Source organism: Hymenobacter gummosus, assembly GCF_003970915.1.
Taxonomy (GTDB): domain Bacteria; phylum Bacteroidota; class Bacteroidia; order Cytophagales; family Hymenobacteraceae; genus Solirubrum; species Solirubrum gummosum.
Genome location: NZ_RXOF01000003.1, coordinates 51780 through 73449, shown reverse-complemented (window position 1 = coordinate 73449; position 21670 = coordinate 51780). Strand labels below are relative to the sequence as shown.

General features: G+C 64.3%; 19 protein-coding genes. 9 read left to right on the top strand and 10 right to left on the bottom strand.

Annotation, left to right across the window (positions count from 1 at the left end; all coding sequences use genetic code 11):
* Positions 1-58: 58 nt before the first annotated feature.
* The 3 genes from EJV47_RS06440 to EJV47_RS06430 form a co-directional block, all read right to left on the bottom strand.
* A complete protein-coding gene (locus EJV47_RS06440) occupies positions 59-1201 on the bottom strand; it encodes a glycoside hydrolase family 53 protein (protein ID WP_126692332.1) in 1143 nt (380 codons plus the stop codon).
* Positions 1202-1338: 137 nt separating this feature from the next.
* Positions 1339-1923 carry a hypothetical protein gene (locus EJV47_RS06435; protein ID WP_126692331.1) on the bottom strand — a complete coding sequence of 195 codons (585 nt, stop codon included), beginning with the start codon at positions 1921-1923 and terminating at the stop codon, positions 1339-1341.
* A gap of 288 nt (positions 1924-2211) precedes the next feature.
* Positions 2212-3486: an asparagine synthetase B gene (locus EJV47_RS06430; RefSeq protein ID WP_126692330.1), complete on the bottom strand. Its 1275-nt coding sequence runs from the start codon at positions 3484-3486 to the stop codon at positions 2212-2214.
* Between the two features lie 262 nt (positions 3487-3748).
* Here EJV47_RS06430 and EJV47_RS06425 point away from each other — a divergent pair, with 262 nt between their 5' ends.
* The 3 genes from EJV47_RS06425 (at position 3749) to EJV47_RS28370 (ending at position 6615) form a co-directional block, all read left to right on the top strand.
* Positions 3749-4999 carry an ABC transporter permease gene (locus EJV47_RS06425; protein ID WP_126692329.1) on the top strand — a complete coding sequence of 417 codons (1251 nt, stop codon included), beginning with the start codon at positions 3749-3751 and terminating at the stop codon, positions 4997-4999.
* A gap of 34 nt (positions 5000-5033) precedes the next feature.
* The gene (locus tag EJV47_RS06420) at positions 5034-5459 is read left to right on the top strand and encodes a hypothetical protein (protein WP_126692328.1); all 426 of its coding nucleotides are present in this window, start codon (positions 5034-5036) and stop codon (positions 5457-5459) included.
* Between the two features lie 724 nt (positions 5460-6183).
* Positions 6184-6615, top strand: a complete 432-nt coding sequence (locus EJV47_RS28370) for a hypothetical protein (protein WP_207895840.1) — start codon at positions 6184-6186, stop codon at positions 6613-6615.
* An 80-nt stretch (positions 6616-6695) separates the two neighbouring features.
* Here the strand turns inward: EJV47_RS28370 and mtaB are convergent, their stop codons facing one another.
* Positions 6696-8045, bottom strand: a complete 1350-nt coding sequence (gene mtaB / locus EJV47_RS06410; RefSeq protein ID WP_126692327.1) for a tRNA (N(6)-L-threonylcarbamoyladenosine(37)-C(2))-methylthiotransferase MtaB — start codon at positions 8043-8045, stop codon at positions 6696-6698.
* Positions 8046-8210: 165 nt separating this feature from the next.
* Between mtaB and EJV47_RS06405 the strand changes: the two genes are divergently transcribed.
* Positions 8211-8936 (top strand): hypothetical protein, encoded by a 726-nt coding sequence (locus tag EJV47_RS06405; protein WP_126692326.1) that lies wholly within the window; start codon positions 8211-8213, stop codon positions 8934-8936.
* A gap of 187 nt (positions 8937-9123) precedes the next feature.
* Here the strand turns inward: EJV47_RS06405 and EJV47_RS06400 are convergent, their stop codons facing one another.
* Positions 9124-9489 carry a hypothetical protein gene (locus tag EJV47_RS06400; protein WP_126692325.1) on the bottom strand — a complete coding sequence of 122 codons (366 nt, stop codon included), beginning with the start codon at positions 9487-9489 and terminating at the stop codon, positions 9124-9126.
* A gap of 20 nt (positions 9490-9509) precedes the next feature.
* Positions 9510-11378, bottom strand: coding sequence for an LTA synthase family protein (locus tag EJV47_RS06395; RefSeq protein WP_126692324.1), 1869 nt, complete (start codon positions 11376-11378; stop codon positions 9510-9512).
* A 264-nt stretch (positions 11379-11642) separates the two neighbouring features.
* On the opposite strand from EJV47_RS06395, the gene EJV47_RS06390 reads away from it, so the two are divergent.
* Entirely contained in the window at positions 11643-13829 is a 2187-nt protein-coding gene (locus EJV47_RS06390) for a glutamine synthetase III family protein (RefSeq protein WP_126692323.1), read from the top strand.
* Positions 13830-14011: 182 nt separating this feature from the next.
* Here the strand turns inward: EJV47_RS06390 and EJV47_RS06385 are convergent, their stop codons facing one another.
* Genes EJV47_RS06385 through EJV47_RS06375 form a run of 3 tightly spaced genes read right to left on the bottom strand, consistent with a single transcriptional unit; the run spans position 14012 to position 15898 of the window.
* Positions 14012-14830, bottom strand: a complete 819-nt coding sequence (locus EJV47_RS06385) for a hypothetical protein (RefSeq protein WP_126692322.1) — start codon at positions 14828-14830, stop codon at positions 14012-14014.
* Positions 14830-15330 carry a glycine-rich domain-containing protein gene (locus EJV47_RS06380; RefSeq protein WP_126692321.1) on the bottom strand — a complete coding sequence of 167 codons (501 nt, stop codon included), beginning with the start codon at positions 15328-15330 and terminating at the stop codon, positions 14830-14832. Before EJV47_RS06380 ends, EJV47_RS06385 begins: the two co-directional genes overlap by 1 nt.
* A gap of 34 nt (positions 15331-15364) precedes the next feature.
* Positions 15365-15898: a hypothetical protein gene (locus tag EJV47_RS06375; protein ID WP_165903642.1), complete on the bottom strand. Its 534-nt coding sequence runs from the start codon at positions 15896-15898 to the stop codon at positions 15365-15367.
* A gap of 148 nt (positions 15899-16046) precedes the next feature.
* Here EJV47_RS06375 and EJV47_RS06370 point away from each other — a divergent pair, with 148 nt between their 5' ends.
* The 3 genes from EJV47_RS06370 to EJV47_RS06360 all read left to right on the top strand — a co-directional run bounded on the left by EJV47_RS06370 (position 16047) and on the right by EJV47_RS06360 (position 18792).
* Positions 16047-17021 (top strand): NAD(P)H-quinone oxidoreductase, encoded by a 975-nt coding sequence (locus EJV47_RS06370; RefSeq protein ID WP_126692319.1) that lies wholly within the window; start codon positions 16047-16049, stop codon positions 17019-17021.
* Positions 17022-17269: 248 nt separating this feature from the next.
* Positions 17270-17935 (top strand): MarR family winged helix-turn-helix transcriptional regulator, encoded by a 666-nt coding sequence (locus EJV47_RS06365; protein WP_126692318.1) that lies wholly within the window; start codon positions 17270-17272, stop codon positions 17933-17935.
* 197 nt (positions 17936-18132) lie between these two features.
* Positions 18133-18792: an NAD(P)H-binding protein gene (locus EJV47_RS06360; protein WP_126692317.1), complete on the top strand. Its 660-nt coding sequence runs from the start codon at positions 18133-18135 to the stop codon at positions 18790-18792.
* Here the strand turns inward: EJV47_RS06360 and EJV47_RS06355 are convergent.
* Positions 18773-19240 carry a hypothetical protein gene (locus EJV47_RS06355; protein ID WP_126692316.1) on the bottom strand — a complete coding sequence of 156 codons (468 nt, stop codon included), beginning with the start codon at positions 19238-19240 and terminating at the stop codon, positions 18773-18775. The genes EJV47_RS06360 and EJV47_RS06355 overlap by 20 nt on opposite strands.
* A gap of 252 nt (positions 19241-19492) precedes the next feature.
* Between EJV47_RS06355 and ispG the strand changes: the two genes are divergently transcribed.
* The gene (gene ispG, locus EJV47_RS06350; RefSeq protein ID WP_126692315.1) at positions 19493-21589 is read left to right on the top strand and encodes a (E)-4-hydroxy-3-methylbut-2-enyl-diphosphate synthase; all 2097 of its coding nucleotides are present in this window, start codon (positions 19493-19495) and stop codon (positions 21587-21589) included.
* Positions 21590-21670: the final 81 nt, after the last annotated feature.

Here is a 21670-nt window from a genome sequence, read left to right as displayed (position 1 = left end):
CATAGCAAATCGGCTATGCTTTGGCGGGAGAAACGGCGGGTAGTTGGCTGTGGCCAGACTACTCGGCCTGAAAGGCTTCCAGGGCCAGCACGCCGGTGTTGGTGAAGTCGAACAGGGCCTGGTTTTCGGCCGCGGAGCCGTTGGTGGCCGTGGGGCCGCGGAAGGCCACCCAATCGGGCGCCCAGTAGCAGAAGCCGATGCCGTGGCCGCCCGGCAGCGCCTTCAGCAGCCGGCGCAGCTCCAGCATATAGGCGCGCTGCCCGGCCGGCGTGGCGTCGTAGCCCGGCACGAGCTGGTCGGCCTGCCCCACGGAGTTGTGGGTGTAGTCGTTCCAGCTCAGGGTGAAGGGGTAGGCCGTTTCCACCAGCAGCAAGTCTTTCTGGTAGCGGTTGACCAGCGCCGTGAGCTGCTGGCTGAGCGTAACCAGGCTGCGGCCGTGAAACTGCGGGTAGTACGACAGCGCCTGCACGTCGTAGCTCACGTTCTGCTGGGCCAGCTGCCCAAAAAAGTAATCGGCTCCGGCCGGGCCGGCGAAGTGCACCACCGTGCGGATGCGGCGCTGCGGGTCGGCGTCGACGACGGCCTGCAGGCCGCGGCGCAGCAGGGCGGCCAGGGCCGGGTAGTCGGCCGGCGACTGGATGCGGCCCTGCGGCCAGAGCATACCGCCGTTGATTTCGTTGCCGACCTGCACCAGATCGGGCAGGGCCTGCTGGGTTTCCAGCACGCGCAGCACCCGCCGGGTGTACTGGTACACGCTGTCCTGCAGAATGGCCGCGGGCAGGTTTTGCCAGGCCCGGGGCGTGGTCTGCTGCCCGGGGTCGGCCCAGGTGTCGGAATAGTGGATATCGAGGAGCACGGCCTGGCCGGCCTGCTTGGCGCGGCGGGCGTAGTCGGCCACTTCATTCAGGTGGCTGTGGCCCGTGGGCGGCGTGTGCCACAGGCGCAGGCGCACCAGGTTCATGCCGCGCTCTTTCAGCAGGAACAGCGGCGTAGCGCTACGGCCCTGGTCGGTAAAGCGCGTACCCGCCGCCTCGATTTCGGGCGAAAACGACAAATCGGCCCCGCGGTAAAACGTGGTGGCGGTGGTGGGGTCCGGGTCGGGCTTCACTTCCGAGGGCTTGTCCTTACAGCCGCTCAGCAGGAGGGCACCCGCTAGCAGCACTTGGCCGAGGCGGGCTGGGGCAAGAGGTAAAAAGGGCATAATGGGGTGGGGTATCAGGTTTTCTGCTTTTTCTTGTTACTCGACCGAGGCCCGGACCTGAAGCAGCGGGAATGAGCTGCGCAGTTCGCGGGCCGGTGCAGGACTGGGAGCGAAGCCTGGGCGGCTTCTTGCCGCGCTCAAAAACGGAGCGAGAAGCGGCCATCGGTCACGTTTACGCTGCCCGGGGTGTTGTTCAGGCCCACCAGGGTGAAGGAAAACGTGCCTGCCGCCGTGCCGGCATTGGCGTCGAAGGCCGTTACTGTGATGCTGCCGCTGCCCGCGGTGGGAGTGTTGCCGTAGATGCTGGTAGTCCCGCCCGTAGTGCGCACATAATCGGCCGTGGTGCGCACGGTGCTGGCAAATGGGATATTGAGGTTGTAGGTGCCCACGCCCCTGAAGGTAGTGACTATGTCCACCCGCAGCTGCTCGGTTTGGGTGGCAAGCGCGAGGAAAGTAAAATCGCCCCGGGCCACGTCGACGCTACCGGTAGGAACCACCCCCGTGTGGGTTACGCCATTGACGGTCCAGCTCACGCTGCCGCCTTTGATGCTGCCATCGGAAGCCACCGTCACGGTGCCCGCGTCGGTGGTGGCGCCGGCCACAATGCTGATGCTGCGCGAGGCCGGCTGACGGTAGCCGCTGGCGGGCGTGAAGGAGAGGGAATAGGTGCCCGGGGCCAGCGACGGGAGGCCGAAGGCGCCCGTCGCGGCATCGGGGGCCACGGGAAAAGTAAGCCCGCCAGCGTCAGTAGCCGTGACGCGGCTAATGGCACCCGCCGGACTAATGGTGCCGGTCAGGCCGCCAGTGGTAGGAGGTTCCGGGTCCGGTTCCTTCTGGCAGCCAGTAAAGACAAGCAGTAAAACGAAGCCGCACAACACCAGCCACGCAGTAAGCGCTTTAGGACGATTCATTGAAAAAACATATTAGGAGATGCAATTTAATAGAACCTGCACGCCCAAAGAAAAACGGCCTGCCAGGGCCGTTTTTCTTTGGGCGGATTAGCGTGCGCATCAGGTTTTCTGCTTTTTCTTTTTGGCGGCCGGAAACAGAATGTTATTCAGAATCAGGCGGTAGCCGGGCGAGTTGGGGTGCAGGCTGAGGTCGGTGGGCTCTTCCTCCACCAGGTGCTGGTAGTCCTCGGGGTCGTGGCCGCCGAAGAAGGTCCAGGTGCCCTTGCCTAATTCCCCGTGCATGTAGCGCACCTCGCCGGAGGCCTTGTTGTCGCCCAGCACCAGCACGTCGGACTTGATGAGCGACTTGCGGAAGGCCGTGGTCTGGCCCATGAAGCCCTTAATGGTCTTCTCGTGGTCCTGGGTCAGCATGGTGGGCACCGGGTCGTTTTTGGCCGAGAAGGTGAAGAGCTGGAAGTAGTCGTTGTCTTCGCCCACGCCCCGCTCGTAGGGCTGCATGTCGATGTTGCTGTACTCGTACTGGTACGGGTCGCGCACAATCTGGAAGTCCTTGAAGGCCAGCGTGCGGTTGTAGTTGAGCTTCTGCTGGGCCTGCGGGTCGGCCGGGTCGCCATCGTACATGCTCTCTACCAGGTCCACGCCCAGGCCGGCCAGGGCAATGTCGTAAGTATCGGTGGCCGAGCACATGGCGAAAAGGAAGCCCCCGCCAGCCACGAACTCCTGCATTTTGGTCACCACCGACGCCTTCATCTGCGACACCTTGCCGAAGCCGTGGCGCTTGGCGGCGGCTTCCGCGTCGCGCTGCTGCTGCTGGTACCAGGGCCGGTTGCGGTACGAGGCGAAAAACTTGCCGTACTGCCCGGTGAAGTCCTCGTGGTGCAGGTGCAGCCAGTCGTACTTGGTGAGCTTGCCGTCGAGCACCTCGTCGTCGTAAATTTCGGTGTAGGGAATCTGGGCGTAGGTCAGCACCATGGTCACCGCGTCGTCCCAGGGCTGTTTGCCCTTGGGCGTGTACACGGCAATTTTGGGCGGCTTCTCCAGCTTCATCACGTCCATGTTGGCGCTGGGGTCGGCTATCTGGGCCAGGATGCCGGCGTACTGCGCGTCGCTGACCACCTGGTAGCTCACCCCGCGGATGGCCAGCTCTTGCTCCATGCCCTGCATGGCCGGGCAGGCAAAGGCCCCGCCGCGGTAGTTCAGCAGCCAGTCGACCTCCACTTCCTTCGACAGCAGCCAGTAAGCGGCGCCGTAGGCCTTGAGGTGTTCTTTCTGGGCCCCATCCATAGGGATGAGAATTTCGCTGGCCCGGGCGGCGGCGGGCAGCAGCGTGGCGGCCAGCAGCAGCAGGGGCGCAAGCAGGCGGGTATAGAGCATAGACTTCACGAAGCAAAAGAGAAGGGCGGCGGGCGGGCCGTTGCATGGGTGAACGGCGCCGGGGCCGGCTGCGTTCCGGCCAATGCTACCAACCAGCCCGCGCCCGGCCGGGTTCAGCGGCTGGCGCGGGCGGCCCAAACAAATGTAGCGAAACGCTTATAGGTTTGGGGGAAAGCCGCTACCTTTCGGCCGACCGAATAGTGGCCCGCAGCTGCCGGCCGGTCGTTGGTTGGATTTGTAGACTTTTTTCGTCTCGGTGGGCATGAATTTGCTGGAAAATATTCGCGAAGCGTTCCGTTCCATTCAAAGCAACCTGCTGCGCACGATTCTCACGGCGCTTATCGTCAGCATCGGCATCATGTCCTTGGTGGGCATTCTTACCGCCATCGACGCCATGAAGGCCTCGCTGAACGCCACCTTCGCCAGCCTCGGCGCCAACTCCTTCGACATCGAGGCCAAGGGCTACTCCAACAAATTCCGCCGCGGCGGCATGCGCGGGCACATTTACCCGGCCATCAGCTACCTGCAGGCCATGCAGTACAAGCAGCAGCTCGGCGACGAGGGCCGGGTGGGCATTTCGGCCTTTATTGCCGGGGCCGTGAAGGTGAAGGCCGGCAGCAAGGAAACCAACCCCAACACCAACGTCACCGCCGGCGACGAAAACTACCTGCTCAACCAGAGTTACAACCTCTCGGCCGGCCGCGCCTTCTCGCAGCTGGAGCTGGACAACGGCAGCAACGTGGTGCTCATCGGCGGCGAAATCCGCGAGAAGCTGTTCGGCAACGTCGGCGACGCGGCGGCGGTGGGCAAGTACGTGTACCTGCTGGGCCGCCGCTTCCTGGTGGTGGGCGTGCTGGAGCGCAGCGGCTCCGGCATGGGCGGCGGCGGCGGGGCCGACCGCCTCGTGCTCATGCCCCTGAGCACCGGCAACCAGATGCCCCGCAAGCAGGCCCTCACCTACGACATCAAGACGTCCGTGCTGCGGCCCGAAAACCTGCCTTTCGCCATGGACCAGGCCCGCGGCCTGATGCGCGCCGTGCGCCACGACCGGCTCGGGCAGGAAGACAGCTTCGAAATGGAAAGCAGCGACTCGCTGGCCAGCAAGCTCGACAGCCTCTCGGGCACCATGCGCGTGGGCGGCTTTATCGTGGGCTTTATTACCCTGCTCGGCGCCAGCATTGCCCTGATGAACATCATGATGGTGTCGGTGACGGAGCGCACCCGCGAAATCGGCATTCGCAAAGCTCTTGGGGCTACGGCCGTGCAGATTCGCCAGCAGTTCCTCATCGAGGCCATTGTTATCTGCGTGCTCGGCGGGGCGCTGGGCATTCTGCTGGGCGTGAGCATGGGCAACGCCGTATCCTTGCTGGTGGGCGAGGGGGCCTTCCTGGTGCCCTGGGTGTGGATGATGCTGGGCCTGGCCATCTGCGTGACGGTGGGCCTGGGCTCGGGCTACTACCCGGCCAGCAAAGCCGCCGGCCTCGACCCCATCGAGTCGCTGCGCTACGAGTAGGCGGCGCTGATCCTTGCGTCAAACCACCCTGCGCATGCTCGGGCTACGACTGTTTACCTGGCTTGTCGGGCTGCTGGGCCAGCGCACGGAAAGCCGCGCCGATGAACGGCAGCTGCGCCGGGAGCTATTGGCCTACCAGCGGCGCCAGCTGATTCACCAGCACATTCCCGAGGAGCACCGCGTGCGTGAAGCCTTCGGCCCGCGTTTCGAGGAGCTGCTGCAGCTGCTGGTGCAGCACGATGCGGCCGGCACAGGCCCCGCCGCCCCGACCAATGCCTACTACCCCGAGCTGACGCGCACCGTCATTTACCAGCTCGGCAAGGCGCAAACCGACGAGCAGCTGCTGACGCTGCTGCGGCAGGAGCAGGGTCTGTGGTTCGGTTCGGGCAGCATTGATGAGCAGGCCCTGGAGGCGCTGGCAATTGACGTGCAGCGCTGGCGGCAGGGCGCCGGGCTGTGAGAGGCGGCCGAGGTTTGCAACGGTCGGGATAGGGTTTGCTGCCCCTGCCCAGCGGGCCCGGGCGTAACGCCGCCGGCCACCACCTTAGCGCAGCACCAGTTTCTGCCGACAGCATCAGCCCGCCGCTTTTGAAGCCCGCTGACGGGTAGGCGTCGGCTGAATGGCTACCGAGCAATTTCGGATACACGACGCGGCGGAACTGTTGCGGCTAGCAACTGGCAGGTAGCCCTTGCCCATACCAGCTAGGCTTTGCGTCTGCGGACCGTGCTAGCAGCTTCGCCAGGGGCAGCAGCCGCAGCATAGCTGCTAATTGATGGCGGGCCGCTGCACGGCACGCCCGGAGTAGCAGCTTCAGGCGCCGCCGCGCAACTGCTGACGATGCGGTAATAGATGCTGAGCGAAAGCCTGAAACTGTATTTATTCATTTGTGTATATTTGTCGCAGAAACTCTTGTTTTAACATTTGGTTTATGGTCGTTGTAAGCACCGTGGGGCAGCGTTTCAGTCAGCTCATTCAAGCACTAGGTATGTCCAAAAACGCCTTTGCCTTGTCGCTGGATAAAACGGCTACCGTAATTCAACATATTGTAGAAGAGCGTAATAAACCTGGGTTCGACCTTTTGTGCAAGATATTTGAGGTTTATCCAAATGTGTCAAAGGATTGGTTGCTGCAGGGCGAAGGAAGCATGTTTCCGGCAACTGCTGCCAGTGCTTTGCACGTGTCCATGCCAACCGTACCGAACGGCAGCGCGCCCGCGGCAAGCGCCGCCGAAGCTCCGGTAGCGGCTGTTGCCCTTGCTGAAAACGAAGCCGAGCAGACGGCGCCGGTAGTAACCACGCCGCCCGTGGCAGCAGCGCCTGCTGCCCCCGCGCCGACAGCGGCCCCGCCGGAAGTACCCACGCCCACGCCGGCAGCCGCCGCTACGGCCCCGGCCGCGCCTGCACCGGCGGTTCCGGGGGCGCCCGTGGTGGGCTGGGAAGCCGCCCTGTACGCCCAGCAGCTGCAGCACCAGCTGGCCCTGGCTGAGCTGCGCAACCAGCACCTGCGGGAGCAGCAGCAGCAGCAGCAGGAAATGATGGAATTGCGCAATCAAAGCCTGCTGGACCAGCAAAAACTCCTGCAACAAATGGTGGATTTGCTGCGCCAGGGTCGGTAAAATACTTCCGCCCCCAACAGCAAGGCCCGCCCGGATAGTCCGGGCGGGCCTTGCTGTTGGGGGCGGGCGAGGCTGGGCGCCTAGTGCGTCAGTACCTCGAAGCCCAGCTCTTCAACTTCCATCAGCCCGTTCGGATTGACTTCCGTCAGCCGGAGCTTTTTCAGATCTCCTACCAGCAGCGGGTCGTACTTGGCGGCCACGCGGATGTAGTTGGGCGTGTAGCCTTCGATGCGGCCGTCGGGGCCGAGGTCGTCCTCGAACAGCACTTCGGTCTGCTGGCCCACGTGCTGCTCGTAGAAAAAGCGCTTCTTCTTTTCCGACAGGCTGCGCAGCTGCGTCGTCCGCTCGTGGCGCAGGCGGTCCTGCACCCGGCCGGGCAGGGTTGGGGCCAGGGTGTTTTCGCGCTCCGAGTAGGGAAACACGTGCAGGTACGACACCGGCAGCTCGTTCAGGAACTGGTAGGTTTCGAGGAAATCCGCCTCCGTTTCGCCCGGAAAGCCCACAATCACGTCGACGCCGATGCTGGCGTGCGGCATAACTTCCTTGATCAGGGCCACGCGCTCCTGGTACAGCTCGCGGCGGTAGCGACGGCGCATCAAGCCCAGGATCTTGTTAGAGCCCGACTGCAGCGGAATGTGGAAGTGCGGCATGAAGCGCTGCGAGGCGGCCACCGTGCGGATAATCTCGTCGGTGAGCAGGTTCGGCTCGCAGCTGCTGATGCGAAAGCGCTGAATGCCTTCTACTTGGTCGAGGGATTTTACCAAATCGGTAAACGTCTCCAGCCGCTGCCGGTCGGCGCCCTGCAGGCCGAAGTCGCCCAGGTTCACGCCCGTCAGCACGATTTCCTTCACGCCCGTTTCGGCCAGGCGCTGCACGCGCTCCACTACGCTCTGCACCGAGCCGGAGCGGCTTTTGCCGCGGGCCAGCGGAATGGTGCAGAACGAACAGGAATAGTCGCAGCCGTCCTGCACCTTAAGAAAGGTACGCGTCCGGTCGCCGAAGGAGTGGGCGGCGTGAAACTCGGTAGCCTCCGAAATCGGCGAGGCAAACACCTGCCCGGGCTGCCCGGCGGCGGGCTTGCGGAAAGCGGTTTCGTCGAGGATTTCGGCCAGGCGGAATTTCTCGGCAGCGCCCAGCACGGCGTGCACGCCCGGAATTTCGGCAATTTCCTGGGGCTTGAGCTGGGCGTAGCAGCCCACGATGGTCACGTAGGCCTCGGGGTTGTGCTTGAGGGCCTGCTGCACCACCTTGCGGCACTTACGGTCGGCGTGGTCGGTGACGGAGCAGGTGTTGATGACATAGATGTCGGCGCCCTGCTCGAAGGCTACTTTTGCGAAGCCGCGCTCCTCGAACTGCCGGCCCAGGGCCGAGGTTTCGGAGAAGTTGAGCTTGCAGCCCAGCGTGTAAAAGGCAACGGTGCGCGTGTTCATAGGACCGGCAAAGATACAACACGGCGCGGGGCCATGCAGCAGGCCACGGGTCATCGGATTACTATACTTCGTGATAAAAAGGAAAAGTTCCGCTTTTGACTGCACTACTTGGCAGAAAGGAATCTTGATTACTTTAGTTAAAATTGTTTCCTGACCTCTAAACTGATGAACCAAGGAACTATCGCGTTAATAGTGTCGGTATTCTCCGCAATGTTCGCAGGTATAGCATGCGTAGTGCCTTGGTATATCTGGCGACGTCAGACGGATGTTCAGCACCAAGCCAATAATGAGGAGAAGCTCAATAACTTTTTAATTGAGGCCTACGTGCTCCGTCCCTACGCGTGGTCGGTGCAGGCTAAGGAGCATGATTTTGTAACGGAGCGTAGCGAAGTGCGACGGGCATTCATTGCTAGTCCTCACAATTGGGAAGAAGAACTTAGTAACGAGTTGGTAGCCCGGGTTGTACCCGAAATGGCGCACAGCCTACAACAAATAGGTTTATCAGCCTTTTTAGGTGCTGTGCCGCTGACACTGGTGTTTGCCGTAGTCGGGGACGCTTTAATCCTGGATTGGTTAATCGTGCAACCATACGTTGCGCAACTCAATGCCGCAGAGCCTATTCGCTCACTCAAAAACACACGTACGCCGGTCTTAGCCAAACGACGACACGCAGAATGGGTCACTGCACTGGCTTACCTATGGCTAAGAACCAACTGGGATTGTCAAAACTTATACGGCGGAGTGCTGCAGCGCATGAAAATGAGCGACAGTGAATTGGTGAAACGGGTGGAAGACATTACGCATGCTGATGCAGAGTTATTCACGGTTGCCACGGCTGATAGTATCGAGCGGCTTGTTGGGGTCTCGTTGCACCACTGTAGAGAATTCTAAGCTTCCACATTTATTGCGCGTGGGTCGTTGACAAGCGGGAGTCAGGCTGAAAAATCACTGTTAAAGATCCAGTTAAAAGTAGAGGTGCAATTTGGCCCTTCACCCGGCACAGAACTTCAGATAAAGCCATCCACGGAAAAACGCGCTTGGATCAAATCACGCATTATGGGAGCTTCGATGCTGCGTCTCATATTACCGCTCCCAGCCGCTGCCGCAGCAGCGCCATCAGCCCCGCCAGGTCCAGCGGCTGCATTTCCGCCGCCGTAATTAATGGCTCGACGCGGCCGGCCTCATCCTCCAGGAAAATAGCTGACAGCGCCTGGCCCACCAGCGCCGGATATGCGGCGGGCAGCTCGTCGCGGTACACGAAGCGGGCGGGCAGGGGGAGGGTTTGCAGAAACTGCTTCCACTCGGCCCGCATGCTGGTCAAGCCGTAGGTGAGGCCGCAGAGCTTGCACGGGTAAGTGCCGGGCGACACCACTTTGTGCAGCGAATCCAGCAGGGCGTGGCCCGGGCCGGAGGTGGCGTTGTAGACGAACAGCAGCTGCCGCATCGGGAAGGCGAAAGAGGGCGTTAGCGGCGCAGAAAATCGGCAAACGACTCCTGCTGGTAGGCCTGGCCCTGGTGTAGCTGCTGGTCGAGTACCTGCGGGTCGCGGTAAATCAGCTCCCGCGACACGTTGTCGACGGACAGCTCGCCGGCGGGCGTTACGATGCCGAAGCCGTCGGTGAAGCAGTAGAAGGCAAAGCCGCCGGGCGCCGCCGGGGGCGTCGGGGCCAGCAGGTTGCGGCTCCAGGCGTACTCCGCGGCGGGCAGCTTCAGCTGGGCCAGCAGGGTAGCGGCCACGTCGGTCTGGCTGCCGTAGGTGCGCACCACCCGGCCGGCCGCCTCGGGGCGCAGCGCCCCGCCGCTGAGCAGCAGCGGCACGTGAAACCGCTCGGGCGAGGGCAGGGCCGACTCGCCCGGCAGCGTGTGGCCGTGGTCGGCCACCAGCACCACCAGCGTGTTGTCCCACCAAGCCTCCTGCCGGGCCGCCCGCAGAAACTGCCCCAGCGCGTGGTCGGTGTAGGCCACGGAGTTGCGGAATTGGTTTTCCTCATCGCGGCCGGGGAAGCGCGGGCGCATGGGCACCTCGAAGGGCTCGTGGCTGCTCAGGGTGAAGGCCGTCAGGAAAAACGGCTGGGGCGGGGCCTGGTGCAGGTCGCGCAGAATGCGGTTGAACAGCACGTGGTCGTGGGCGCCCCACTTGGAGTTCTGGTCGCGCCGGTTGAAATCCTGCCGCTCCACCAGGCGCTGGTAGCCGGCGGCCAGCAGGTAGGATTTCATGTTGGCAAAGGCCAGCTCGCCGCCGTAGTAAAACGCCGATTGGTAGCCCTGCCGGCCCAGGCTCCGGGCCAGGTTGGGCAGGCCCTCGGTTTTGCGCGGAAACTTGATAATGCTGGTCGTCGGCTGGTTGGGGTAGCCGCTGAGCAGGGCCACAATGCCCTTCTGGCTCCGGTCGCCGCTGGCGTAGAGCTGCGCGAAGCTCACGCCGGTGCGGGCCAGGCTGTCGAGGGTGGGCGTGACGCCCCGCTCGCCCTGCAGATGCCCCACCAGCTTGGCCGTGAAGCTTTCCAGAATGACGAACAGCACGTTGGGCCGCGCCGTGCGCAGCAGCTGCACCGGGGCCGAATCGGCGGCGGGGCGGTACAGTTCGGCTACCGCCTGCCGGGCGGCGCTGTCGGGCAGGTACTGGTAGGGGTTCTGGCGCAGCTCGCCCAGGGGTAACGACTGCACCACATTCCAGGGCACGTTGATGGCGGCGTGGTTGGCAAAGGGCCACTGGGTCGAGAAGTACACGTCGCTCTGGTTGACGGGAATCTGCTGCAGGCCGCCGCGCAGGGGTACCACCAGCAGGGCTATATATAGGAGTGCCACCAGCACCGCCCGCCAGCGCTGGAACCAGGTCGGCGCCAGCGGCAGCGGCACCAGCAGCCAGCGGTACAGCCCGTAGCCCAGGGCCAGCAGCGCCAGAAAGATGCCAACCAGCAGCAGAATGGGGGCCGAGCCGGCCGAGGCGGCCATTTCCCCCGGCGAGTCGAGGTACTGCAGCGGGGTGCTGTCGAGGCGGAAGCCCCAGGCCCGGTACAGCTCCAAATCGACGGTAGTCAGCAGGGCCACCCCGGTGCCGACCACGGCCGTGTACGCGCCCAGCGCCCGGGCACCCCGCCAGCGCGGAAACAGGCCCGCCACCGCCAGCAGCAGGAAGGCCGGCAAGCAGAGGTAGGCCGCCGCCGAGCCGTCGAGCCGCACCCCGTAGACGAAGGTGCGCAGGATGGTGCCCGCGTCGAGGTCGGCCGTGTGCTGGGGCCAGTGGTAGAGCAGGAAAGCAGCACGCCCGAAGGCAAACAGCAGCAGCCAATACAGAAAGTAGCGCGGCTGGAAATGAAAGCGGTTTCTCACGGAGGCGGAGCGAAGCCGCAAAGGTAAGCGCCCGTCCGATAAGCCGCCCGGCCCGCAGCAAGGCTACCCCGGCAAGTTCAAGGTGACATTGGAGAGTGGCTTTTCAGGAGTTAGTGTTGATTTAATAGGGGTATAGTCGATGAAATCGTTTGCTTAGTCGAAAAAGAGGCTAAAAAAAGAGGGGGTAGTTGTGAAAAATAACTTTCGCTTCTACCTTTGGCCCTATCAAAAGCATTTCCCCGCTTTTTAACCTTTTCCCGTTTCGTGGCAACCCTCCGTTTTCGTGCTCTGAATCTGGTCGACCAGCGCAAGCCTGTGCCGGTGACTTCCTCCGAACGTCGCTCCGAGTCGTTCGGGCGCAATGTGTTCAACCTGGAGGCCATGCGCGCCACCATGTCCGGCGACTATTTCAAAAAGCTGCAGGCCGCCATCAAGCAGGGCCAGCCGGTAGAGCGCAGCGTGGCTGACGCCGTAGCCGGGGCCATGAAAACCTGGGCCATGAGCAAGGGGGCCACGCACTACACGCACTGGTTCCAGCCCCTGACCGGCGCCACCGCCGAAAAGCACGACTCGTTCTTCGACCTGAACTCCGACGGCCGCCCCATCGAGAACTTCAAAGGTTCGGCGCTGGTGCAGCAGGAGCCCGATGCTTCGTCGTTCCCGAACGGCGGCATCCGCAACACCTTCGAGGCCCGCGGCTACACCGCCTGGGACCCGACGTCCCCCGCCTTCATCCTGGAAACGGCCGGCGCCAAGACGCTGTGCATTCCGACCATCTTCGTGGCCTACACCGGCGAGGCCCTCGACTACAAAGCCCCGCTGCTGAAGTCGCTGGCCGCCCTGGAAGCCGCCGCCCTGCCCATCTGCCACTACTTCGACAAGGACGTGCAGCGCGTGAACACCACGCTGGGCATCGAGCAGGAGTACTTCCTGGTCGACAAGGCGCTGTTCAACGCCCGCCCCGACCTGCTGATGACCGGCCGCACGCTGTTCGGCCACGCCCCGGCCAAGGGCCAGCAGCTCGAAGACCACTACTTCGGCTCGATTCCGCCCCGCGTGCACTCCTTCATGGTGGAGTTCGAGGAGGAGTCTACCAAGCTGGGCATTCCGCTGCGCACCCGCCACAACGAAGTGGCCCCGCACCAGTTTGAGTGCGCCCCCACCTTCGAGGACGCCAACCTGGCCATCGACCACAACCAGCTCCTGATGGACGTCATGGACAAGGTGGCCGACAAGCACAACTTCAAGGTGCTGCTGCACGAGAAGCCCTTCGCGGGCGTCAACGGCTCGGGCAAGCACAACAACTGGGCAATGAGCACCGACACCGGCGTGAACCTGTTCTCGCCCGGCCGCAAGCCCAAGGAAAACCTGCAGTTCCTGACCTTCTTCATCAACACGGTGAAGGCGGTGTACACCCACGCCGACCTGCTGCGCGCCAGCATTGCCTCGGCCTCGAACGACCACCGCCTGGGCGCCAACGAAGCCCCGCCGGCCATCATGTCGGTGTTTGTGGGCAAGCAGCTCACCGAAGTGCTCGACGAGCTGGAGCGCAACGCCAAGCTGCCCCTCGACAAGGGCGACAACCTGTACCTGAAGCTGGGCATCGACAAGATTCCGCCCATCCTGCTCGACAACACCGACCGCAACCGCACCTCGCCCTTCGCCTTCACCGGCAACAAGTTCGAGTTCCGCGCCGTGGGTTCGTCGGCCAACTGCTCCTCGGCCATGACCGTGCTCAACGCCATCGTGGCCGACCAGCTGGAGGTGTTCCGCAAGGAAGTGGACGCGCTCATCGAGGGCGGCCGCAAAAAGGAAATGGCCATTATCGACGTGCTGCGCCAGTACGTGATTGACTCGAAAGCCATCCGCTTCGAGGGCAACGGCTACTCCGACGAGTGGAAAGAAGAGGCCGCCAGCCGCGGTTTGTCGAACGTGCCGACCACGCCGCCGGCCCTCGACGCCTTCGTGACCGAGTCGGCTTCGCAGCTGTTTGAGCGTTTGGGTATATATTCGCACGTCGAACTGCACGCCCGCCACGAAATCCTGCTCGAGGACTACATCAAGCGGGTGCAGATCGAAAGCCGCGTAATGGGCGATTTGGCCGTGAACCATATCATCCCGACCGCGGTTGCCTACCAGAATAAGCTAGTGCAAAACGTGCGCGGCTTGCGCGAACTGGGCCTTGACGACGAGCATTCACAGGTAACTGTGGACTCCATCAAGGAAATTTCGCGCCGCATCGCCACCATCAAGACGACGGTGGGCGAGATGATTGAGGAGCGTAAGAAAGCCAACAAGCTGGAGGACACGCGCGAGCGGGCCCTGGCGTACGGCGCCAATATCCGTCCCTTGTTCGACGTTATTCGTCGGCAGGTAGACAAACTGGAACTCCTGGTGGCCGATGAAGATTGGCCCCTGGTCAAATACCGCGAGCTGCTTTTCTTGCATTAGCAGCCGCCGGTGCAGCCGGTTCGAATTCGGGTGGGAATGCAGTTCGACCGGCTCGCCACTAAGCCCGTTGGCCCCGCAGCAAGTGCGGGAGCCGGCGGGTTTTTTCATTTTTAGTCGATTTTTCGGCGACCCAAAAGCCCGTTCGGCCTCCTGTGGCTGGACGGGCTTTTACGTTCTCAGGCTCAATCCCCGCCGCAGCCCCCGCAGCCACTGCACCCGCTGCCACTGCACCCGGAGCAGCCCGAGGAGCAGCCCGAGGAGCAGCCACTATCCCCGCCAAAGTCGCCGCTGGCGCCCCCACCGCCGGAGTGGCCCCCGCCGAAGTCCGAGCCGCCGAAGTCGCTGCCTTCGCTGCTGGTGTCGGCGTCCCAGCTGCCGCCGGTGTCGCCGCCGACTACTTCCGGCTGGCCCCGGCGCAGGCCCAGCATGCGGAGCAGCTCCGCATCGAACAGGCGCAGCTCGAAGGGCAATGGGGCGCCCAGCAGCAGGGCCTTGCCGTGCAGGCTGGGCAGCAGCGCCGCCGCCCGGGGGCCGCGCGGCAGTTGGGCCAGCTCGGCGTCCACGGTGTAGAGCAGGTCCAGGCCCGCCGGCGTCAGCGCAAACGTCTGCCAGAGCTGCTGCCAGGCGGTGCAGCGCACGCAGCCCCGCAGGCTGGGGCTTTCGGTGACCAGCAGGCGGTACTGGTAGCGCGGGGGTATCTGCTCCAGCAGCACGGCTACGTAGTTGCGCAGCAGAAGCATTTGCCGGCCGGGGGGCAGGGGCCGCAGCAGCGGCACTTCGTGGGGCCGGGCCGGCTCGCGGCCCCAGGCGTCGCCGGGGCGCACGTAGTAGCAGTCGACGGGCGGATCCTGGGGCCGGGGCTGGAACGGGCGGTGTTCCAGGCGCAGCACGTCGCGCAGCACCAGGTCGGCGAAGGTGAGGCGCAGCATGTGCCGGACGGGAGCCTCGCGGGTGCGCTGCAAAACGATGATTTCGGCGGGGGCAAGACGGGCCAGCTGCATCAGAAACGACGAAAGAAGCGGAATTTGGGCAGCAGCCAGTAGCGGCCGAGGTTGACGCGCCGGAAGTTGATGTCGCCGAACCGCTCGGCGCCGTCGGGCCAGAGGTCGGCGGGTGGGGCGTGACCGAAGGTAGTCTGGTACAGCTCTTTGGTGCGGGCGTACCAGTCGGTAAACTGGGCCTGCTGCTGGGCGCCGCCGCGGGTGGGGCCGTGGTGAACGGGGCGCCCGAGCACGTGGGGGCAGAATTCGTCCCAGTAGGAGCGGGTGTAGAGCAGGTGCAAGTGCCAGACCTGGTCGACCTGGTCGGAGGGCGTGAGCGGGTGCTCGGACACGCACAGCAGCAGCATAAAGCGCTTGTACTCCTGCACGGCGCGCAGGCTGTAGCTCAGCGGCCAGCCGTTTTCGCGGGCCAAGCGGTCAGTAAACGTGAGGGCCGCGTGCGGGTCGTCGAGTTCGAAGGCCTCGATTTTCTGCCAGAGCGCGAGGTAGTCGGGGCGCATGGGGCGGCGAGTAGGAGCGGACGAGCTTTTTACGCTACGGGGCCTCGGCGGTTGGAGCCGCCGGGGCGGGCAGCTCGGGCAAATCGTGTTCCAGCACCTCGGCCCGGGAGCCGAAATCGGGCAGGACGGCCCGGCGCAGGCGGTTGGTCAGCTCGTCGAGGGTGCGGCGCACGTTCGTCACGGTGGGGTGCTGCTGCAGCCGGGCGGCGGCTTCGGTTTTGAGCACGGCCCGCACGATTTTCTCCACCACGAAGGGCAGAATCCAGCCCACGACGTTGGACGCCAGGGCCCCGCGCAAACCCAGCCGGGCCAGCAGCCGCACCGACATGCGCTCCAGCAGCAGGGCCTTGGCGGCCGGGGCGGCTTTGTCGATCAGGAAGTCGGCCACCAGCTTGGCGTTGCCCTTCTGCACCTCGGCGCGCAGCACTTCCTGCACCGCGTCGGCGGCCGAGCGAAAGGCTTTGCGGAACAGCGGGCCGGTTTGCCAGGCGCGCAAGCCCAGGGCCCGGGTGGCGTCGAGCAGGGTGGGGAAGATGCTGGGGGCTTTCATCGAGGGCAAGAAACGCAAATGCCGGGGAAAAGTGGCGCGGCGGCGGCCCCGGAATTTGCCCGCCGAAGCTTGCACGACGCGGGCAGAATCGTTCTATTGCGGATTCAAGCCGTACACGCCGCTGCGGCCTGACTCGCGCCCTTCTTCACCGACCCCTCTGCCTAGCATGCACGCCATTGTTATTAGCCGCCCCGGCGGCCCCGAAGTGTTACAGCTCCAGCACCTCGATGCCCCGCGCCCCGCGCCCGGCCAGGTGCTGGTGCAGGTGCTGGCCGCCGGCGTCAACCGCCCCGACGTGCTGCTGCGCCAGGGCAAGTACGGCGGCAGCGGCGACGTGACGGGCACCGTACCGGGCCTGGAAATAGCCGGGGTGGTGCAGGAAGTGGGGGAGGGCGTGGCGCGCTGGCAGGTGGGCGACGAAGTGTGCGCCCTGCTCACGGCCGGCGGCTACGCCGACTACGCCGTGGTGGACGCCCGGCACTGCCTGCCGGTGCCCGCCGGCTGGCGCATGACCGAAGCCGCCGCCCTGCCCGAAACAGTGCTGACGGTGTGGCACAACGTGTTTGAGCGCGGCGGGCTGCAGCCGGGCCAGACGCTGCTGGTGCACGGCGGCAGCAGCGGCATCGGCGTGACGGCCATTCAGCTGGCCCGGCTGCTGGGCAGCGAGGTGTACGCCACGGCCGGCTCCGACGAGAAGTGCCGCGCCTGCGAGGCCCTGGGCGCCACCCGCTGCTTCAACTACCGCACCGAGGACTTTGAGGCCGAGCTGCAGAAAAAGGGCGTCGACGTGGTGCTGGACATGATTGGGGGCGACTACACGGCCCGGAACCTGCGCCTGCTCCGCGACGACGGCCGGCTGGTGTTCATCAACGCCATGAAGGGCGCCCAGGCCGAGTTCAACGCCCTGGAGGTGATGCGCCGCCGCCTTACCATCACCGGCAGCACCCTGCGCCCCCGCTCCGCCGACTTCAAAGCCGCCCTGACGGCCGCGGTGGAGCAGCACGTGTGGCCCCTGCTGGTCAACAAGCAGTTCAAGCCCGTCATCTACCGCAAGTTTGCCCTCAGCGAAGCCGAGCTGGCCCACCGCCTGATGGAAAGCAGCGAGCATATCGGCAAGATTGTGCTGCGCGTGAACCGGTAGGCCCGGCTGTCATGGCGCGCGACATCTGAGTGAAGTCAGTCAACGATACCCACCCGGATGTCGCGCGTCGCGCGCCACGACAGTGCCGTAACCGTTCTGACTCAGGCGGTCGTCCGCCCGTTTGCGGATTTTTAACCTGATTCCGCAACAAAAAAACAACTCCTGCGCTATCGGGAGTTGCCGCGTCGCCCCAGGCCGAGCTTGCCGCCGACCTGCCGGGCCTTCCCCCGTTCTTGCTTCCCGCCGCCATGGATTACTCGTTGCTGAAGCAGCTGCTGGAGCAGGTCGAAGCCTTCGAACAGCACCAGCAGGCCAGCCACAGCGCCCCGGCCGACTTACCCCGCTTTGCCGCCTGGCTGCACGCCCGCACCGCCCTGGGCGCGGGCCCGCAGCCCGTCGCCGATGAGGTGCACGCCGTGCACGACTCGCCGGAGGTGCAAATCAGCAAGCTGGTGGTGTTTATGAACCGCTACGCCCGCTCCTACATCCGCCTGGCGCTGGCTGGCACGCCCCTGCTCACCGCCGATGACTTTGCCTACCTGGCCAGCCTCTACCGGCTGCAGCCGCTAAGCAAAACCGAGCTGATTACCCGCAACGTGCACGAAAAAGCCTCCGGCACCGAGGTTATCAAGCGCCTGCTGGCCCACGGCCTCGTCACGGAAGAGCCCCACGCCACCGACCGCCGCCGCAAGCTGCTCAGCGTCACCGACGAGGGCCGGCAGGTGCTCAGCGAAGCCCTGGGCCGCATGAACCAGGTGGCCCACCTCGTGTCGGGCGACCTGACCCAGGAGGAGCGGCGCCAGCTGGTGTACCTGCTGCAGCGCCTCGACGCTTTTCACCTCAGCATCTACCTGGCCCCGCGCCCCGAGAGCTTCGAGGCCCTGATGCAGCAGTGGCTGCCGCCCGCGCAGTAGCGGGGTACGCTAGCATCAGAGCTGTTTGGCCGGCGTAGAGAGGCATGGCTGCGTCTGGGCGTTGACCCGCTACAGCCGGATAATTTTCGGGCAATGCGGCCGCGCAGACGCATAATCGCGTCTGCGCGGTACACGGATGGATAACCCCAGGTGCCGCTTCGGGGTAAAGACAGAGCCTGAACGTTTGCCTTTGCCGCATGAAAAAGACTGCCCTCGTTATCGGTGCTACCGGGCTGGTAGGCCATTACCTGGTTGGCCAATTGCTGACCGATGCGCGCTTCGAGCGCGTGAAAGTATTCACCCGCCGCCCCACCGGCTACCACAACCCCGACAAGCTCGAAGAGCACATCGTCGACTTCGACAAGCCCTCGGAGTGGCAGGAGCTGCTGCAGGGGGAGGTGCTGTTTTCGGCCTTGGGCACCACGCTCAAGCAGGCCGGCAGCAAGGACGACCAGTACCGCGTCGACCACACCTACCAGCTGCAGACGGCCGAACACGCCGCCCGCAACGGCACGGATACCTACGTGCTGGTGTCGGCGGCTGGGGCCGACAAGGACTCGGCCCTCTTCTACAACCGCATGAAGGGCGAGCTGGAGCGCGACGTGCAGGCCCTGGCCTTTGCCCGCGTCCGCATTCTGCAGCCGGGCGTGCTGGCCGGCCCGCGTGAGCAGGCCCGCCCGCTCGAACGATTCGGTATCGGGGCGGCGGCCCTGTTGGGGCAGCTGCCGGGGCTGCACAAGTACCGCCCCATTCACGCCCGCACCGTGGCCCGGGCCATGATCAACGCCAGTTTCGACGAGGAAGTGGGCGTGCAGGTAGACACGCTGGACGGCGTGTTCAAGCGGGCTGGGGAGTAGGCGCGGGCCCGCCGTAGCGCACCACTATGCTGCTGCTGCCGCTGCGGGCGTCGTAGCCCACCCAGGCCTCGCCCCAGTCGAGCTGCCACCGCTCATCGGCGGGGCCGAGCTGCGTCGTCAGCCACTGCTGGTAGCGCAGCGCCTGCTGCCGCTCGGCGGGCTCATCCCAGTCGGCCCAGGTGTTGCGGGGCGCCCGGTCCTGGGTGAAAACCAGCTGCCACTGCACGAAGTAGCGCCCGACCAGCTGCAGCACCACACCGATGAACCACCCGTCTTGCGCCAGCTGCAGGTGATATTGATGCCAGCCGTTGCCGAGGTTGTAGGGCGTGATGCTGGCCGCGGGAAAAAGCCGGGCCAGGTCAGCGGGCGTCGTGGTAGGGGTGATGCTACCAGTCGGGCCGAGCTGCAGGTGGCCGGTGGACGCATCGAGGCGCAGAGGTGGGTGCATAGTAAGGATGCAGACACGTTTGTAGGCCCGGGCCATGGCGTGGGCATCGGTGAAGGCCTTTACACGATGACGCAATAATGGTAATCGGCCGGCTGCCGTCGGTCATAAGACGACGTAACAACGTCACCCGCGCTGCGGCGCGGGCCCGCAAACGTCGACAAACCTCGGCAAACGCTGGCAAGCCTCGTACCTTTGTTCCGGCAACTTTGCCGCCTGAAATGCGGTTTCTGCCTCGACTACGTTACCCTGCGCATGAGCACCTCTTCGGAATCCAAGATTTACTGCCCCAGCCTGACCGAATACAAGCGCCGCGAAGCCCGCGTCGTGAACATCGGCGACCTGCCCCTCGGCGGCCATTACCCCATCCGGGTGCAGAGCATGACCACCGTCGACACGATGGACACGCTCGGCTCGGTGGAGGAGGTGCTGCGCATGGTGGAGGCCGGCTGCGAGTACGTGCGCATCACGGCCCCCAGCATGAAGGAGGCCCAGAACCTGCAGGAAATCAAGAAGGAGCTGCGCCGCCGCGGCTGCGCAGTGCCGCTCATTGCCGACATTCACTTCACGCCCAACGCCGCCGAGCTGGCCGCCCGCATCGTGGAGAAAGTGCGCGTGAACCCGGGCAACTACGTCGACAAGAAGAAATTCCAGACCATCGAGTACACCGACGCGGAGTACCAGGGCGAGATTGAGCGCATCCGGGAGCGGTTTCGGCCCCTGGTGCAGATCTGCAAGCAGTACGGCACGGCCATGCGCATCGGCACCAACCACGGCTCCTTGTCCGACCGCATTCTGAGCCGTTACGGTGATACGCCGCTGGGCATGGTGGAGTCGGCCCTGGAGTTTCTGCGCATCTGCGAGGACGAGAACTACTACGACGTGGTGCTGTCGATGAAGGCCTCGAACACGCAGGTGATGGTGCAGGCCTACCGCCTGCTGGTGCAGAAGCTCGACGCCGAGGGCCTGCAGCCCTACCCGCTGCACCTGGGCGTGACCGAAGCCGGCGAAGCCGAGGACGGCCGCATCAAGTCGGCCGTGGGCATCGGCACGCTGCTGGAAGACGGCCTAGGCGACACCGTGCGCGTGAGCCTGACCGAGCCGCCCGAAGCCGAAGCTCCCGTGGCCCGTATGCTGATTGACCGGTACACGAACCGGGCCGCCGAGGCCAAACCCATTCTAAGTTTAATTAATAATGAAGAATTAATAATTAATAATTCGTCAAAATCCGATGCAGCGGAATCTGTAGACGCAATTACTAATTCTTCATTATTAATTATTAATTCCCAAATCCCAATTGACCCCTTCCAGTACCACCGACGCCAGACGCACGAGGTGCTGAACATCGGCGGGCAGAACGTGCCGCGGGTGCTGGCCGATATTTCGCGCCTGCCGCAGGTGGAATATGCTGATTTGCGTTGCGTGGGGCACCTGTACTCGGCCTTCCTCGACAAGTTCCAGATGAACGACCTCGGCGCCGACTACATCTACACCGGTCAGCGCCCCATCCCGTTCATGCTGCCCAACGGCCTCAAGGAGCTGGTCGACTACGCGGCGTGGATTGACGGCGGCAAGCGCGAAGACCATTTCCCGGTGCTTACCCACAGCGAGTACGCCGTGGCCGCCGCCAAGCACCCGGAGGCCAACTTCGTCTTCCACAACCTAGAGTCCCTTACGCCGGCCGCCATCGACCAGCTGCGCGCAGACCGCACGGCCGTCATCATCCTCTACACCGACAACGCCCACGCCATGCCCGAAATTCGCCGGGCCTTCTTCCGGCTGATCAACAAGGGCGTGACCAATCCTGTCATCATCAACCGCCAGTACCCCGACCAGGCCGCCGAGCAAACCCAGCTCTACGCCGCCACCGACGTGGGCGGCCTGCTGCTCGACGGCCTCGGCGACGGCGTGGTGCTCAGCACCGAAAAGCTGCCCGACGCCGACCAGAACACCTGGCTCAGCCGCCTCGACGGGCTTAACCAGCTCAGCTTCGGCATCCTGCAGGCGGCGCGCACCCGCATGAGCAAGACGGAGTACATCAGCTGCCCCAGCTGCGGTCGTACCCTCTTCGATTTGCCCGAAACTACCGCCATGATCCGCCGCCGCACCGACCACCTCAAGGGCGTCAAAATCGGCATCATGGGCTGCATCGTGAACGGCCCCGGCGAAATGGCCGACGCCGACTACGGCTACGTGGGTGTGGGCCGGGGCAAAATTGCCCTCTACCGCGGCCAGGAAGTCATCAAGAAGTCGGTGCCCGAAGAAGCCGCCGTGGACGAGCTGATTAACCTCATCCGCGAAGACGGCCGCTGGGTGGAGCCGGTAGCGGTGGAGGAGCCGGTTGGGGCGTAGCTTAGAAGCAAGGCGACGCAAAATCAGCACGTCATGCTGAGCTTGTCGAAGCATCTCTACCGCTTCGTTGGGTAGTTTGAC